Annotated in this window: 15 protein-coding genes; 7 read left to right on the top strand and 8 right to left on the bottom strand. The window is 71.0% G+C overall.

Features of this window, described 5'->3' with window-relative positions:
* Position 1 precedes the first annotated feature (1 nt).
* From PD653B2_RS02505 to PD653B2_RS02490, 4 genes are all read right to left on the bottom strand, one after another.
* A complete protein-coding gene (locus tag PD653B2_RS02505) occupies positions 2-1,687 on the bottom strand; it encodes a SpoIIE family protein phosphatase (RefSeq protein WP_085870748.1) in 1,686 nt (561 codons plus the stop codon).
* A gap of 144 nt (positions 1,688-1,831) precedes the next feature.
* Positions 1,832-2,170, bottom strand: coding sequence for a hypothetical protein (locus tag PD653B2_RS02500; RefSeq protein ID WP_085870747.1), 339 nt, complete (start codon positions 2,168-2,170; stop codon positions 1,832-1,834).
* Positions 2,170-4,944 carry a cyanophycin synthetase gene (gene cphA, locus PD653B2_RS02495; protein ID WP_085870746.1) on the bottom strand — a complete coding sequence of 925 codons (2,775 nt, stop codon included), beginning with the start codon at positions 4,942-4,944 and terminating at the stop codon, positions 2,170-2,172. Before cphA ends, PD653B2_RS02500 begins: the two co-directional genes overlap by 1 nt.
* Positions 4,937-5,923: a cyanophycinase gene (locus PD653B2_RS02490; RefSeq protein ID WP_089503867.1), complete on the bottom strand. Its 987-nt coding sequence runs from the start codon at positions 5,921-5,923 to the stop codon at positions 4,937-4,939. Before PD653B2_RS02490 ends, cphA begins: the two co-directional genes overlap by 8 nt.
* 34 nt (positions 5,924-5,957) lie before the next feature.
* On the opposite strand from PD653B2_RS02490, the gene PD653B2_RS02485 reads away from it, so the two are divergent.
* Positions 5,958-6,458 (top strand): SixA phosphatase family protein, encoded by a 501-nt coding sequence (locus PD653B2_RS02485; protein WP_242665109.1) that lies wholly within the window; start codon positions 5,958-5,960, stop codon positions 6,456-6,458.
* Between the two features lie 5 nt (positions 6,459-6,463).
* Here the strand turns inward: PD653B2_RS02485 and serB are convergent, their stop codons facing one another.
* Positions 6,464-7,696 (bottom strand): phosphoserine phosphatase SerB, encoded by a 1,233-nt coding sequence (serB, locus tag PD653B2_RS02480; RefSeq protein ID WP_242665108.1) that lies wholly within the window; start codon positions 7,694-7,696, stop codon positions 6,464-6,466.
* Positions 7,697-7,774: 78 nt separating this feature from the next.
* On the opposite strand from serB, the gene PD653B2_RS02475 reads away from it, so the two are divergent.
* Complete coding sequence (locus tag PD653B2_RS02475) at positions 7,775-8,134, top strand: VOC family protein (protein ID WP_085870744.1); 360 nt, start codon at positions 7,775-7,777, stop codon at positions 8,132-8,134.
* Positions 8,135-8,137: 3 nt separating this feature from the next.
* Here PD653B2_RS02475 and PD653B2_RS02470 read toward each other — a convergent pair whose 3' ends face one another.
* Entirely contained in the window at positions 8,138-8,872 is a 735-nt protein-coding gene (locus PD653B2_RS02470; RefSeq protein WP_242665107.1) for a hypothetical protein, read from the bottom strand.
* Positions 8,873-8,915: 43 nt separating this feature from the next.
* Between PD653B2_RS02470 and PD653B2_RS02465 the strand changes: the two genes are divergently transcribed.
* From PD653B2_RS02465 to PD653B2_RS02450, 4 genes are read left to right on the top strand one after another with little or no spacing between them, the layout of a single operon-like run.
* Positions 8,916-9,710 (top strand): ABC transporter ATP-binding protein, encoded by a 795-nt coding sequence (locus tag PD653B2_RS02465; RefSeq protein ID WP_085870783.1) that lies wholly within the window; start codon positions 8,916-8,918, stop codon positions 9,708-9,710.
* Positions 9,711-9,733: 23 nt separating this feature from the next.
* A complete protein-coding gene (locus PD653B2_RS02460; protein ID WP_085870742.1) occupies positions 9,734-10,213 on the top strand; it encodes an NfeD family protein in 480 nt (159 codons plus the stop codon).
* Positions 10,210-11,364 (top strand): SPFH domain-containing protein, encoded by a 1,155-nt coding sequence (locus PD653B2_RS02455; RefSeq protein WP_085870741.1) that lies wholly within the window; start codon positions 10,210-10,212, stop codon positions 11,362-11,364. The genes PD653B2_RS02460 and PD653B2_RS02455 overlap by 4 nt, the downstream gene beginning before the upstream one ends.
* A complete protein-coding gene (locus PD653B2_RS02450; protein WP_085870740.1) occupies positions 11,361-12,125 on the top strand; it encodes a sulfite exporter TauE/SafE family protein in 765 nt (254 codons plus the stop codon). Before PD653B2_RS02455 ends, PD653B2_RS02450 begins: the two co-directional genes overlap by 4 nt.
* A 217-nt stretch (positions 12,126-12,342) precedes the next feature.
* Here the strand turns inward: PD653B2_RS02450 and PD653B2_RS02445 are convergent, their stop codons facing one another.
* Positions 12,343-12,840, bottom strand: a complete 498-nt coding sequence (locus tag PD653B2_RS02445; protein ID WP_133059104.1) for a hypothetical protein — start codon at positions 12,838-12,840, stop codon at positions 12,343-12,345.
* A gap of 99 nt (positions 12,841-12,939) precedes the next feature.
* Between PD653B2_RS02445 and PD653B2_RS24575 the strand changes: the two genes are divergently transcribed.
* Positions 12,940-13,887 carry a hypothetical protein gene (locus tag PD653B2_RS24575; RefSeq protein ID WP_133059103.1) on the top strand — a complete coding sequence of 316 codons (948 nt, stop codon included), beginning with the start codon at positions 12,940-12,942 and terminating at the stop codon, positions 13,885-13,887.
* Positions 13,888-14,288: 401 nt separating this feature from the next.
* Here the strand turns inward: PD653B2_RS24575 and PD653B2_RS02440 are convergent, their stop codons facing one another.
* Entirely contained in the window at positions 14,289-15,539 is a 1,251-nt protein-coding gene (locus PD653B2_RS02440; protein ID WP_085870738.1) for an HNH endonuclease signature motif containing protein, read from the bottom strand.
* Positions 15,540-15,743 lie beyond the last annotated feature (204 nt).

The raw sequence follows: 15,743 nt of genomic DNA, 5'->3' as shown, positions 1-15,743 counted from the left end.
GTCAGCGCAGCCGCGCCGCGACCACCGTGACGTCGTCGCGCAGGTGCTCGTCGGCCAGCGAGGCGAGGCCGTCGACCAGCTCGTCGAGGGGCCTCCGGGCCAGCTCGGCGGCGCGTCGACGGAGCCGCTCGATCCCTGCGTCGATGTCGTGGTCGCGGGACTCGACGACGCCGTCGGTCACCAGGACCACGACCGAGCCCGGCTCCACCGTGACCTGGTGGGAGGTGCGCTCGAGGCGGGGCACGACGCCCAGCGGGGCCCCGGAGCCGTCGGCGACGACGGTGGCGGTCCCGTCGGGCCGCACCACCAGCAGCGGCACGTGCCCCGCGTTGCACAGGTCGAGCGTGCCGGTCTCCGGCTCAAGCCTCAGGGCGGCAGCGGTGACGAACTGCTCCGGCGCGTCCCGCACGATCATGTGGTCGGCTGCCTGGAGCAGCGCCGCCGGGGACGACTCGACGGTCAGCAGACCACGGATTCCGGCGCGCACGTGGATCATCGTGGTGGCGGCGCGCACGCCGCGGCCCATCACGTCGCCGACGACGAGCACCAGCCCTCCGGTCGGGGTCGCGAGCGCGTCGTACCAGTCACCGCCCACCTGCTCGAGGTCGTCGCCGCCGGGTGCGTAGTACGCCGCGATCTCGAACCGCTCCATCCTCGGCAGCGGGCTCGCGGCCAGGCTGGACTGGAGCTCCTCGGAGATCGAGGTGGTGTGCCGGAAGAGCTCGGCACGGGCCTCGGCGATCGCCCGCTGGGAGGCGAGGGTGTCGAGCAGCTGCTCGTCCTCCTTCGACACGGCTTGGTCGCCCACGATCGCCCGGACCCGTTCGAGGCTGGCCTCGTGGACGTGGGCGACCTGCTCGGGGGTCAGCGCCTCGGAGAAGTCCGCGGTCACCTGCTGGAGCAGCAGCGCCCGCGCAGCGGCGTCGTCCTGGCGCTGCTGCATCTCGACGCGGGCGGTGACGTCCTGGACGCACCCGATCGTGCCGGCCGGGTTGCCGTCGGCGTCGACGAGGACCTTGCCGTGCGCCTCGATCCACGTCGGCCGGCCGTCGGGTCGCACGATCCGGTTGCGCAGCACGTACGTCGAGCGCTCCTCCATCGCCGTGGCCACGATCGCCATGGCCTCGGGCTGGTCGTCCGGATGGATGCTGGCCACCCACGCGTCCCAGGTGCCGTCGAAGCCGCCCTGCGGGAGACCGTAGATGTGGTGCATCTGCTCGTCCCACACGTTGGTGCCGTCGAGGGCGTTCCAGTGCCAGGTGCCGAGCTCGGCGGCCGCATGTGCGAGGCGCAGCCGGGTCTCGCTCTCGAGTGCCTCGGCCTCGGCGCGGCGGATGTCGGTCATGTCCTCGAGGCCGATGATGGCGCCGATGACCGTGCCCTCGGCGTCGCGGATCGGCGTGGCCGACGCCGCAGCCACGAGGCTGTCGCCGCCGGGACGGCGAACCGTGAGGTCGCCGCGCCAGCTGGTGCCGCCGAGCACGGCGGTCAGCGGGAGGGTCTCCTCCGGGTCGTCGTCGAGGCCGACCAGGTCGGTGACCACGCGACCGACCAGCTCCTCGTCGCTCCGGGCGAAGATCTCGTCCGCGGCCTCGTTGGCGAAGGTGACGGCCCCGCTGGCGTCGGTGGCGAGCAGCGCGAGGCTCAGCGCGTGGAGCAGCTGGAGCTCGTCGGTGTAGCGCTGCACGGTGGCTCCTCCAGGTTCCGGGCTGCACGTGACGGGCCCAGTGGGATGCCCTCGGGTCGCTGATTATGCACGGCGAAGCCGTGGCGGCGTGCTCGATTCGCCGAGTCGGAACCCAGTCATTTCCGGCCGCATCCGACCCCGGGCTCAGCTCGACGTGACGTCGAGGTCGCCCTCGATCACCAGTGCGGTCAGACCGGTCTCGGAGCGGGTCTCGTGCTCCTCGTACGGCTCCCAGATCGCGACCTGACCCGGACCGATCGCCACCGGGTCGCCGTACGAGCCGGAGACGATCGCGTCGCCGACGAGGACGGCGAGGACCTGGCGGCCCTGGGCCGGGTGCCGGCCGATCACTCCACCCGCCTTCAGACGTACGACGACCAGGTGGGCGTCGGCGACCAGGCCGAAGGCGCCCACGCTGAAGCCCGAGCTGTCGTGCGCGTCGTTCGGTCGGCCGGGGAAGCCTTCCAGCGAGAGGACCCGCATCAGCCTTCCGTCGGCGCGGGCGCGTAGTCGGGGTCGGCGGCGGGGGAGTCGGCGTTGGCGCCGGAGCCGGGCTGGGCCTGGTGCGACCAGGACTCGAGCTCGGCCATCACCTCGGCGTGCTTGTCCACGCAGACGACCACCAGGTCGCCGCGGTTGGCCCGCGAGAGCGCGTGCCGGACGGCGTCGAGCTCGTCGACGACGACCTCCAGCTGCTTGCAGCGGGTGCCCTCGGCCATCGCTGCGCGCACGCCCTCCGCCACCAGCACGGAGACCTCGCCCCGCTCGCGGCCCCGCAGCTGGGTGTCCTCGCGGACGACGACCACGTCGAAGTGCTGGGCCGCGATGTGGCCGAGCTCGACCATGTCCTGGTCGCGCCGGTCGCCCGCGGTCGCGATGATGCCGATCCGCGACGGCCGGGCCAGCTCGTGGGACGACTCCAGCGACTCGCCGACCCGGTCGACGAAGTCGCCGAGCATCTTCATGCCGGGCGCGTTGTGGCAGTAGTCGACGATCACGTTCACGCCGTCGACGTCGACCTCGTTGAGGCGGCCGGGGGACAGGTAGTAGTTGGTGGAGAACGTGCGCAGGCCCTGGCGGATGTCGTGGAGCGGCGCGCCGGCGGCGAACGCCGCGGCCGCGGCGGCCAGGGAGTTCTGGACGTTCATCCGGGCCCGGCCGCTGAAGGTGGCCGGGAGGAGGTGGGTCCAGGCCAGCTGCATCTCGCGACGGCCGTGCTTGACGACGATCATCTCGCCGCGCTCCGACGGCTCGAGCACCAACGCCTTGCCGCCGCGGCGGCAGTGGGCGTCGATCATGTCGCGGGTCTCGCTGCCCGGCTCCTCCATCGAGAACCAGACGACCTGTCCCGAGCAGCGGCGGCGCATCTCGCGCACCAGCGGGTCGTCGGCGTTCAGCACGGCGTGCCCGTCGCGGGGCACCGCCTCGACGAGGACGGCCTTCACGTCGGCGAGCTGCTCGACGGTGTCGATGCCGCGCAGGCCGAGGTGGTCGGGCTGGACGTTGAGGACCACCGCGACGTCGTTGCGCTCGTAGCCGAGTCCCTCGCGCAGGATGCCGCCCCGGGCGACCTCGAAGACCGCGAAGTCGACGCGCGGGTTCTGCAGGACCATCCGCGCCGACCGCGGCCCGGACGCGTCGGAGCGGATCAGCAGCCGTTCGTCGATCACGACGCCGTCGGTCGAGGTCATGCCGACCTTGCGGCCCATGCCCTTGAAGATGTGGGAGATCATCCGCGAGGTGGTCGTCTTGCCGTTGGTGCCGGTGACGGCCACGATCGGGATCCGTGACGGAGCGCCGGGCGGGAAGAGCATGTCGACGACCGGCTTGGCGATGAACTGCGGCTCGCCGATCGTCGGGTGCGTGTGCATCCGGAAGCCGGGCGCGGCGTTGACCTCGCAGATCGCGCCGCCGGTCTCGCGGACCGGCTCGGTGATGTCGGGGCAGATGAAGTCGATGCCGGCGATGTCGAGCCCGATCATCCGGGCCGCCTCCTCGGCGATCTCGACGTTCTCGGGGTGCGCCTCGAGCGTGCGGTCGATGGAGATGCCCCCGGTCGACATGTTGCCGGTGAGGGCGAGCTTGACCGTCGTACCCTCCGGTGGCACGTCGTCGAGCGCGAAGCCCTGATCGCGGACCAGCTGGACCGCGGCCTCGTCGACCTTGATCCGGGTGAGGACCTTCTCGTGGCCGACGCCGCGGCGCGGGTCGGCGTTCGCGAGCTCGACCAGCTGCTCGACGGTGCTGGTGCCGTCGCCGGTGACCGATGCGGGGACGCGCTCCGCGATCGCGGCCATCCGGCCGTCGATGATCAGGCAGCGGTAGTCCTTCCCGACGATCTGCGACTCGACCAGGACGATGCCGCGCCGGGACTCGGCCTTCGCGATCTCGAACGCCGCACGGACGTCGGCCTCGTTCTCGTTGTCGAGGATCACGCCGCGCCCGTGGTTGCCGTCCAGCGGCTTGAGCACGACGGGGTAGCCGATCCGCTCGGCCGCGCGGACGGCCTGGTCGACGCTGCGCATCATCTCCTGCTTGGGCACGGGGAGCCCCGCAGCGCCCAGCAGCGTCGTCGTGAGGTCCTTGTCGGAGGCGATGTCGACGGCGATCGAGCTCGTCTCGGACGTCATGGTGGCGCGGATCCGCTTCGCGTGGGCACCGTGACCGAGCTGGACGAGCGAGTGCTGGTTGAGCCGCAGCCACGGGATGTCGCGTGAGACCGCCTCGTCGAGGATCGCCTGCGTCGACGGCCCGAAGGCGGTGCGCTCGGCGCGCAGGATGTAGGACTCGAGCTCGGCCTCCCAGTCGAACTCGGGGTCGGCCTCGACGAGGTGGTTGACGAGGCGCACGGCGAGCCGCCCCGCTGCCAGGCCGACCTGCTCGTCGGCGTACCCGTAGATGACGTTGTAGACGCCCGGGCGGCCCTTGACCTGGCGGGTCTTGCCGCGCCGGATGTCGTGGCCGACGACCTGCTCGAGCGCGAGCGCGGTGTGCTCGGCGACGTGGCCGAGCCAGGTGCCCTCGTTGAGCCGCTCGACGAAACCGCCACGGCGTCCGCGGGAGCAGGAGTGCTGGCGCAGACCGGGCAGCATCTCCAGGAGGTTGTCGGTGAACCCGGGGATCGTGTTGGTGGGGAACTTCTCGAGCACACCGAGGTCGACGACGAGGTGGATGGCCTTCTCGTAGGACCACACGTTGGCGCCGCGGTAGACGCGGGTCTCGAGGATGGTCAGGTCGGGGGTGGGGCGTTCACTCATGAATGGTTCCGTCCGAGTGCGAGTCGTGGGGCTTGCGCCCGCGGGCGAGCCGGCGGCGCAGGGTGGTGGGGGAGACGTCGCCCGCCGCGATGTCACGGGCCATCTGTCTGAGATCGCGGCCCGCCTCGGCCATCTCCGCCGCCTCCGCCGCGTCGGGCACCGCGGCCGCGGGGATCAGGCTGCGGGTCGTCAGGTCGAACGCCGATCCGCCGGGCAGCACGTGCAGCACGACGCCCGAGGCGAGCAGGGGTGACGACCGCTTCGCCTCGTGGGCGTTGGTCACGATCCGGGACGGGTCCATGACCGTGACCGAGCCCTTGCCGATCACCCTGAGCACCTCGTGCTCCTCGCCGTCGACGAGGGTGTCCTCGACCACGGCGGCGGTGTCCTCGTCGACGCCGATGCCGAGCAGGGAGGGGGACTGGGCGACGATCATCAGCAGCCGGCCGTAGCGGTTGCGCTGGTCGAAGTGCTGGTCGATGACCGACGACTGGAGCAGGCCGAGCCCGCCGGCGACCTGGGTCATCCGCTGCTTGGGGGTCGCGCCGCCGACACCGAACGCCACCATGTGGCTCGACTGGATGCTCGCACCGGCCGACGTGCCGCCGACGACCACGCCCGTGCGGTGCGCCTCGACGATGGCGTCGCCGAGGGGGGTGCCTGCGACCACGCTCGACAGCTTGAGCTGGTTGCCGCCGGTCATGAAGATGCCGGTCGCCTTGGCCAGCTGCTCGACCAGGTTCTCGTCGTGGGCGTCCGCGCGGGTCTCGGGGCGTACGGCGATCACCTCGGCCGCGCCGAGCTTGCGGAAGACCGCGTCGTACAGCTCGACCACCTCGGACCCGAGCGACGACGCGGTCGGGATCACGGCGATCCGAGCCTCGCTCCCACCGCTGGCGGCGACGAACTCACCGAGGACCGCGCGCTTGCCGAGCTTGTCCTCGGCGCCGCCGATGATCATGAGAGGTCCCCTGGGCATGACAGCGAGGCTAGCGGCTGGGACAGTGGGCGTCGTGAGGAGCATCGCGGTGATGAGGCACGCGAAGGCGGAACAGGGGCCGACCGACTTCGAGCGGCCGCTCGCGGAGCGCGGGCACCGGGACGCCGCGGCCGCGGGTGCCTGGCTGGCCGCGGCGGGTTTCGAGCCCGACCACGCGCTGGTCTCCGCCGCGCTGCGGACCCGCGAGACGTGGGAGAGCGTCGCCGGGGGAGCCGACTGGGACCTCGACCCGGACCTCGACCGTGGCCTGTACGCCGCCGGCCCGGACTCCGCGCTCGACCTGGTGCGCCTGGTCGACGACGACGTGCGCCGGCTCCTGGTGATCGGTCACAACCCGACCATGGCCGTGGTCGCGCAGCTGCTCGACGACGGGGACGGCGACGACGAGCTGGCCTCCGAGATGGCCTCCGGGTACCCCACGAGCGCGGTCGCGGTCTTCGAGTACGACGGGTCGTGGGCCGACCTCGCCGCGGGCACGGCTCGGCTGGTCGCCTTCCACGTCGGGCGCGGCTGACCTGCTCAGACAGGGGGGGAGGGCGTGACGATGCCGGCCTCGGCGTCGGCTGCCTCGATCTCCTCGCGGGAGATGCCCAGGAGGTACATGATCGCGTCGAGGTACGGCACGTTGACCGACGTGTCCGCGGCGTCGCGCACCACGGGCTTGGCGTTGTAGGCGATGCCGAGGCCCGCGGCGTTGAGCATGTCGAGGTCGTTGGCGCCGTCGCCGATGGCGATCACCGCCTCGTCGGGCAGCCCGATCTCGGCGGCGAACTCGCGCAGGGCGCTCGCCTTGCCGGCCCGGTCGACCACGGCGCCGACGATCCGGCCGGTGAGCACGCCGTCGACGATCTCGAGCTCGTTGGCGCGCGAGAAGTGGATGCCGAGGTCCTCGGCGAGCCGGTCGGTGATCTGGCTGAAGCCCCCGGAGACGAGCGCGAAGCGATAGCCGAGGCGGCGCAGGGTGCGCACCAGGGTCCGGGCGCCGGGCTGGAGCTGGATGGCGGCGTACACCTCGTCGAGCGCGACGGCGGGCACGCCGGCGAGCAGGGCGACCCGGGCGCGGAGCGACGCCTCGAAGTCGAGCTCGCCGCGCATCGCCGCGCCGGTGATGGCCGCGACCTCGGGCTCGCAGCCGGCGTGTGCCGCGAGCATCTCGATCACCTCGCCCTGGATCAGGGTCGAGTCGACGTCCATGACGATCAGGCGGGTGCCCCGGCGCAGCAGGTTGGCGGGTTGGACCGCGATGTCCACGCCCTGGGCCGCGGCCTCGGCGGCGAGCACGGTGCGGAGCATGCCGGTGTCGGCGCCGGAGACGTGCAGGTCGATGGCGGTGACGGGGTAGCGCGCCATCCGCTCGATCCGGTCGATGTTCGCGCCGGCGTCGGCGATCCGCCCGGCGATCGCGGCCATGGCGGACGCACGCAGCGGCGTACCGATGATCGTGACGTGGGAGCGACCCTCGCGGCGGGACTTGTTGTCGCCCACACCGCGGTCGATGTCGACGCTCATCCCGAGCGCCTCGGCGGTGTCCTCGATCGCGGCCCGCACCTTCTTCACGTTGCGGGGCGCGGTCACCAGCACGCCGAGGATCAGCCGCCGGCGGAGCACGATCTGCTCGATGTCGAGCACCTCGAGGCCGGCGCCGGAGAGCGCGGTGAACACCGACGACGTCACGCCGGGGCGGTCCTTGCCCGACAGCGTGATGAGGAGGGTCTCCGGCTTGGCGCCGGGCATCGTGATCGGGTCGGTCATGGTGGCCTGAGGTTATCGCCCGTCGGCGCGCTGTCCGTGCGCACGTCCACGTCGCAAGCCCGACGTAGGTTCGGGGCCATGACGAACATCCATCACGCGATCGACTACGTCGAGATCAACGTCGGCGCCTCCATGGCGCCGACCCGCGCCTTCTACGCGCAGGCGTTCGGCTGGGAGTTCAACGACTACGGGCCCGACTACGCCGGCATCAGGTGGAGCGACGGCGAGGGCGAGGTCGGGGGGCTCAACGCGGCCCGCGAGGGCTCACGAGGCGGTGTCCTGGTGCTGATCTACTCCGACGACCTCGACGCGAGCGTCGCCGCCGTGACCGCGGCCGGCGGGGAGGTGGTGGAGGGGCCGTACGCCTTCCCGGGCGGCCGGCGCTTCCACTTCACCGACCCGGCCGGCAACGAGCTGGGCGTCTTCGCACACTCGTGACGGTCAGGCGGGCGGCCACACCTCGGGCGAGCAGGCGGCGACTAGCGCCCGGCGTCCGGCCCGGGCCAGGGGGCGCAGCGCCGCCTCACGGGCGGAGATCTCGGCGGCGCTGACCGCCCCGCCGTCGTCCTCGAGCGCCAGATCGGCGATGCCGAGCGCCTGGAGTCCGCGGGCGGCCAGGTCGACGCAGCGCGGGGGCACGCCCGCGGGCGCTGCGACCGGGGCGCGGTGTCGCAGGTTGAGCAGTTCGTCGGCCACCTCCGGGCGCCAGCGGGCGACGTCGAGTCGCGCGAGCGCGTCCGCCGACTCGATCAGCGCGAGCCGGAGCTGCTGGTCGGCCTCCGCGACGTCGGGCAGCTGTCGCCGCTCGGCCGGCTGGGCCACCCAGATCACCGCCGCGCCGGTCCGGTCGGGGACCAGGCCCAGACCCGTCCCGGCGACGACGACCGACTCGCCGGCCTCGTAGGAGTCGGCGTTGAAGGCGCGCGGTCCACCCAGCCCTACCGGGTCGCCCTCGGCCGGGAACGCGGCCCCGAACGACGTGGCGCCGAGGGCGCGGAGCCGACCGAGCGCCAGGACCAGGGTCTCGGTGCCGTCGGACCCCGGCAGCCCGGCGACCGCATGGGTGGCGTCGTCGCCGATCACCGCGTCGATGAGCAGGTCGGTGACGACCTGGCCGCGCAGCCACGCCGTACCCCACCACGCGAGGCGGGCGGCGCTGGGCAGCAGGGTGGTCACGGCGGCCGACGATAGCCCGTCGGGACTGGATAGGGTGGCGCGCATGACCGCCGTGCTGGACTTCGTCGAAGTCACCATCCGGCGCGGGCAGGCCACGCTGCTGGACCGGGTCTCGTGGCGGGTCGAGGAAGACGACCGGTGGGTCGTCCTCGGACCGAACGGCGCCGGCAAGACCACACTGCTGCAGGTGGCGTCCGCGCAGATCCACCCGACGTCGGGTGTCGCGGGCATCCTGGACGAGGTGCTCGGGACCGTCGACGTCTTCGACCTGCGACCACGGATCGGGCTGACCAGCGCGGCGCTCGCCGAGCGGATCCCGCGCTCGGAGCGGGTGCACGACGTCGTCGTCTCCGCGTCGTACGGCGTCGTCGGCCGCTGGCGCGAGTCCTACGACGACCTCGACCACGACCGCGCCGGCTCGCTGCTCGTCGAGGTCGGCGCGAAGCACCTCCTCGACCGGACCTTCGGCACGCTGAGCGAGGGGGAGCGCAAGCGGGTGCAGATCGCCCGGGCGCTGATGGCCGACCCCGAGCTGCTCCTGCTCGACGAGCCCGCCGCCGGCCTCGACCTGGGTGGCCGTGAGGACCTGGTGTCGACGCTGTCCGTGCTGGCCGCCGACCCCGACTCGCCCGCGACGGTCCTCGTCTCCCACCACGTCGAGGAGATCCCGCCCGGGTTCACGCACGCGCTGCTGCTCCGCGCGGGCCAGGTCGTGCACGCCGGGCCGATCGAGGAGGTCGTCACCGAGGCGAACCTGTCGTCGACGTTCGGGATGCCCCTGGTGCTCGACTACCGCGACGGCCGCTGGAGCGCACGCCGCCGCACGCGCCACCGGTAGGCAAGGCGGGTTAGGGTCGGCCCATGGACTGGGACTCGATGCGCGACCACCTGTGGGCGGGCTGGCTCGGCCTGTCCATCCTGCTGGGCGCCGCCGAGCTCGTCAGCCTCGACCTGGTGCTCGCCATGCTCGCGGTCGGCGCTCTCGCCGGCATGGTCTCCGCCGCGCTCGGCGCGGCCGTCGTCCTCCAGGTCCTGATCGCAGCCGGTGCCTCGGTCGCGATGCTGGCGTTCGTCCGCCCGTCGCTGATCGCCAAGCTGCACAGCGGCCCCGAGCTCCGGCTCGGTCACGGCAAGCTGGTGGGCCAGCAGGGCACGGTGACCGTCCGGATCACCGGCCTCCAGACCGGGCAGATCAAGCTCGCCGGCGAGATCTGGACCGCAGCGCCGTACGACGAGCACGACACCATCGAGCCCGGCGCCGTCGTGGAGGTCTTCGAGATCCGCGGCGCCACCGCCTACGTCCATCCGATGCCCACCCTCGACTCGGGAGAATCATTGTGACGACCGTCGTCCTCGTCCTGGCGGCGCTGCTGCTGCTCTTCGTGATCCTGCTGCTCGCCAAGACCGTCCGGATCATCCCGCAGGCGCGGGCCGGCATCGTCGAGCGGTTCGGCAAGTACAAGCAGACGCTGCCGGCCGGCCTCAACATCGTGGTGCCCTTCATCGACAAGGTCCGCTACGTCATCGACCTGCGCGAGCAGGTGGTGAGCTTCCCGCCGCAGCCGGTCATCACCGAGGACAACCTGGTGGTCTCGATCGACACGGTCATCTGGTTCCAGGTCACCGACCCGATCGCCGCGACGTACGAGATCGCGAACTACATCCAGGCCGTCGAGCAGCTCACGATGACCACGCTGCGCAACATCGTCGGTGGCATGGACCTCGAGCAGACACTGACCAGCCGCGAGGAGATCAACACCGGGCTGCGCGGCGTCCTCGACGAGGCCACCGGCAAGTGGGGCATCCGGGTCAACCGTGTCGAGATCAAGGGGATCGACCCGCCGCCGTCGATCAAGGACGCGATGGAGAAGCAGATGCGCGCCGACCGCGACAAGCGCGCGTCGATCCTCACCGCCGAGGGCCAGCGCCAGTCGGCGATCCTCACCGCCGAGGGCAACAAGCAGTCCGCGATCCTGAACGCCGAGGGTGACCGCGAGTCGCAGATCCTGCGCGCCCAGGCCGACCGTGAGTCGTCGATCCTGCGGGCCCAGGGTGAGGGTCAGGCCATCCAGACGGTCTTCCAGGCCATCCACGACGGCAACCCCGACCAGTCGCTGCTGGCCTACCAGTACCTCCAGATGATGCCGAAGATCGCCGAGGGCGGTGCCAACAAGCTCTGGATCGTGCCGAGCGAGATCGGCAAGGCCCTCGAGGGTCTCGGCTCCACGATGACCGACCTCGCAGGCATCCCGCAGCACTCGTCGGGCTCGAAGACCCGGGTCGACATGGGCAGCACCGAGCGTCCGCAGCTCGGTGGCAGCGGCGCCCTCGCCACCTCCGAGCTGGAGAAGGCGAACGCCGCGGTCGAGGCCGCCATCGCCGAGGCCGCCCAGGCCGCCAACCCGCGCGCAGTCCAGCCCACGTCGACCGATCCGTCCGTCGACCCCGGCGAGGTACCCCCGGCACCGCCGGAGGAGCCGCCCGCTTCGTGAGTCTCTTCGAGGTCGTCGCGATCCTGCTCGCCGGGGTCGCCGCCGGCACCATCAACACCGTGGTGGGGTCGGGAACGCTGATCACGTTCCCGACCCTGCTGGCGTTCGGCATCCCACCCGTGACCGCCAACGTCTCGAACACGATCGGGCTGGTGCCCGGCTCGGCCTCCGGTGCGATCGGCTACCGGCGGGAGCTGGCCGGTCAGCGCTCACGCGTGCTGCGCCTGAGCCTGGCGTCCCTGGTGGGCGGGAGCGCCGGCGCCGTGCTGCTGCTGGTGCTGCCCGCCGACGCGTTCTCCGCGATCGTGCCGGTGCTGATCGTGCTCGGCTGCGTGCTCGTCGTGCTCCAGCCGCGGATCTCGCGCTGGGTCGCCGAGCGTCACGACGCGACCGGCGGGCTGCCGCACCACGGCACCTGGTGGGTGTGGCCCGGCGTGCTGACGACCGGGGTGTACGGCGGCTACTTCGGCGCGGCGCAGGGTGTCCTGCTGATGGCCGTCCTCGGGACCGGGATCGACGAGGACCTCCAGCGGCTCAACGCTGTCAAGAACGTCCTGGCCGGGCTCGTGAACGCCGTCGCCGGACTGATCTTCGCCGTGGTCGCCGACCCCGACTGGTGGGTCGTGCTCCTGATCGGCGTCGGGTCGGTCATCGGCGGGCAGCTCGGGGCGACCGTGGGCAGGCGGCTGCCGCCCGCGGTGCTGCGCGTGGTGATCGTGCTGGTCGGCGTCGCTGCGCTGTTGGCGTTCCTGCTGAACTGAAGGCCTATATGCGTCGGGTGAAGCTGATCTTGCCGTCGGGGTGCTGGGTGGTGGTGTAGGCGGGGTCGTGGGCTCGGGTGTGGTGTCGGGGGCAGAGGAGTCGGCCGTCGGGGGCCCTTACTAAAGGGTGCTAGCGGCCAGGCTCAACGTGGCAGCAGCGCTGACCGGCGGAGTCCTTCCCCTTTTAGTAGACGTCATTGCGTGAGGACCGGTGCGGTCAGCCCTCAATCTGTGTGCGCAGCAGATCCAGCACATCGACGATCTCGCCGCGAATCGCGCGCACCGCGTCGGTGTCGATCTCCGGGTTCCCTTCCAGCCTGGCCCCGTCGGGCAGCGGTCCAGGTCCAAAGTGGTCAAAGGCTGCACGCCGGGTGTAGGGGAGATCTTCGCCCGACGCATAGAGACTGGCGCGCCAGCGAGCGCGGATCTCCTCGAACTCGCGGGGGTGGGTCTGGGACCAGGTGGTGAGTTCGCCGTCTTTTCCGAAGGCTGGTACCTGGTACGCCTGCATCGCCTCAAAGGCGGCGAGCAGGTCGATGAGCGCGCGCTGGCGTTCAACGAGCCGTGAATGCTTGCGATCTCGATTTGCCACGTGCCAACCGACTGCCACAGCGGCGAGGGCCACGAGCACGGCTGCGGCTGTGCCGAGAGCGGTAATCGCGTCGAGAACGGAAGTTGTCGAGCCATAGTCGTGCGGGTTCGATGGCTGCAGCACGCCAGGATTCTCGCAGGCGATTGGACCAACCCGAGCACAAACCGCTTCGCGCCTGCCCTGACCGATACCCACTGGGACGAGGCGCACACACTTGGCACGATGACCTGCATGGACGAATTAGGGATAGGGGCAGAACTAACGGATGAGTCGAAAAGGGTGCGCTCATTTCGGATCGGGCTAATGCGTCGCGTTGGGAAAGAGGTGGTCTTTAAGTCAGCCGCTTCAATTGGCCTCTCGGCCGACGGCGGTGTCTTCCTTGCGCCGGCCCAAGTGCCTGGGGCCTGGCGATACGGAGTGCTGGAGAGCGACTCCGTAGCCGCGGCCACAAGCGCCATCACCCAACTGAGGCCGAAGTTGCACTATCACTGCTCGGGAGCGATCTACGCGACGCTCAGCGGCAATGAACTCGAGCGACGGAGCCTCCAACTCGCGCCGCTGCCGAGTTTGCACAACAGTCAGATCTTCTCGTTGATCGCGGTACGGACCTGGGAGTTGCCGTCGAGAGCGGGAGGGATGGCGAGGCGGGGCGATTCCGCCACAGCGGTGGCGCGTTGGCCGGATGTCGCAACGTGGACCATCTTCCTGCTTGAGGCCTCGGCAGAGGAGCGGCGACCGCTACTAATGCCCGGCTTGCCGTCGATTGGGTTGCTGGCAGGGGAGGGTTACACCCATCAAGTCGTCTCAATGTCTGCCTACGGCCGCGAGGCCGTGCTGCTGATCACGGTCAGGACGGACGACATCTGGGATGAGTTGCCGACGACTGGTGGGATCGCAGTCGCAGCGCTCTCTTGGCATCCGGGCAATCCCACTCCAGACGACCGATGCTTTGGCCTGTGGAGTAGTCGCCTTCGCAACCCGCTCGTTAGTTGGGAGACGTCAGCACCAGACGATCTCACGCCGACTTCCACGACGACTGTGAAACCGCTGATGGATGATATCGACCGCATGGCCGACTTCACGGTCCCTGGCGAAGGACTCAGAATGCGGCCGCCTGTCCGTGCACTTGACGATGGTTCCGGTACTCCATTCGCAATACCCCATGGGTGAGCGGCAGCGCCCTGGCCCGCTCTCGCCCGCCGTGCACGGGGACGGAAGCGAGCCAGTGTGGTGGCCCCGGCTGGGGTCCGCACCCGCCCGCCGACGAACTGGAAGGAAAAGACGGCGGGCTGCCGGCCCACGCCTTCTAGGTGAGGACCAACTTGTTGAGGGCGAGGGGCGGAGAGCCGTCGCGGGGCAGGTCCTCGGAGGTCCCGAGGAGCTTGATGGAGTCGACGAGGGCGCGGCCCTTGACATGCCGGTCTAGCTCCTTGACGCGAACGACGGACGCGGCCAGCGAGTCCCGCGCTCGGTCGGAGATGGTTCGCGGTTGTCGCTCTTGATCCGGGCGAGCAACGACTGGCGCTGGTCAGGGTCGCTGCGCTGGTGGCGTTCCTGCTTGAACTGAAGGCCTATATGCGTCGGGTGAAGCCGATCTTGCCGTCGGGGTGCTGGGTGGTGGTGTAGGCGGGGTCGTGGGCTCGGGTGTGGTGTTTGGGGCAGAGGAGTCGGCCGGCCTTGGCGTTGGTGTCGCCGCCTTTCGACCAGGGGTGGAGGTGGTGGGCGTGGCACAGTCCGGGTGGCCAGTCGCATCCGACGGCGGTGCAGCCTTGGTCGCGGAGGGCCATGGCGATCCGCATGGGGGTGGTGTGGAAGCGGGCTTTGCGGCCGACGTCGAGGACTTCGGAGGGTCCGCCGAGCACGGCGGGGATGACACCGGCTTCGCAGGCCAGGCGCCGGGCAAGCCCGGGTGAGAGGTGTTCGCCGGTGTCGAGCTGGGCGGCCTGCAGGCGGCCTTCCAGGGTCTCGAGGGTCATGGTCACGACCACGGTGGCGTTCAGGCCACCGGTGTGGGGGAGCCGGTCGATCGGGTAGCGCTGGATGAGCTCGGCGAACGCGCGGCCCATGCGTTCGGGGCCGGGGCGTCGTTCACCGAGCGGACCTTGGGCTGCTTGGTGCTTGGGGGCGGCCAGGGCGAGTAGGGCCTTCTTGAGCATCGCGCCGGTCAGCGCGTCGAGGGTGAACCGGCCGTGCACGCGGCCGTGGCCGTCCTCGGCCATCGTGAACCGCAGGGACTCCTGGGCCGCGCGTTCTTCGCGTTCGAGCAGTTTCGCTTCGCGGGCGTCGGCCTGATCGGGGGCGATGACCTCGAACAGCCGCCGCCCGAGGATCCGCAGGGCTTTCGCGTCGTGGTGGGCGGCTTCGGCGACCATGTGCCGCTCCGCCTGTTCGACGAGGCTCTGGTCGAGGTCGGCGGGGAGCTGCTCGACGGCCCGGACGATGACCTGCGCCTGCTCGACCAGGACGTCGCCGGCGGCGAGGGCGACCCGGACGGGTTCGTGGCCGGCGCTCAACGCGGTGGCGAGGTGCATGTCCCGGATCGCCTCACGGCGGGTCTGGTTGGTGGCGTGGGCCCACCACACCGCGGTCGAGGTCGCGCCGGAGGCCTCGCCTACGGCGGCGTCGTCGGCGTGGGCGGCGACGCGGAGCTCGAGCTCGGTGATGCTGGCCTTCAGTCTCGCGAGCGAGGTCAGCGTGGCGGCGGTTTCGTCGCGGTCCATCGACCAGACGCTGGCGTGGGCGAGGTCGGCGACCTGGGCGCGCATTCCCACCACGGCACGGGAGATCACGTGTCGTGGTGGGGTGTGCGTGGTGGTCGCCATACGCATCACTCAAGCAGGGACCACCGACAATGAGGCCCTGACTTCCTGTGGATATCGGGGGTTGGGGGTAACGGTCTGGTAACAGTGTTTCGCCTTTGTCCACAGGGGTTCGGAGAGAGCATCGGTGGTTGAGGAGGTTGCGCAGCAACCGTCTCGAAACCCCCGCAGCCCCCGCGCCTGCCCGGGTCCCCGGGGTTTCGAGAC

The sequence above is a fragment of the Nocardioides sp. PD653-B2 genome, from assembly GCF_002117935.1.
In the GTDB taxonomy this organism is placed as follows: domain Bacteria; phylum Actinomycetota; class Actinomycetes; order Propionibacteriales; family Nocardioidaceae; genus Nocardioides.
Note: the sequence above shows the minus strand (reverse complement) of the source record. Positions and strands in the feature narration are given on the sequence as shown.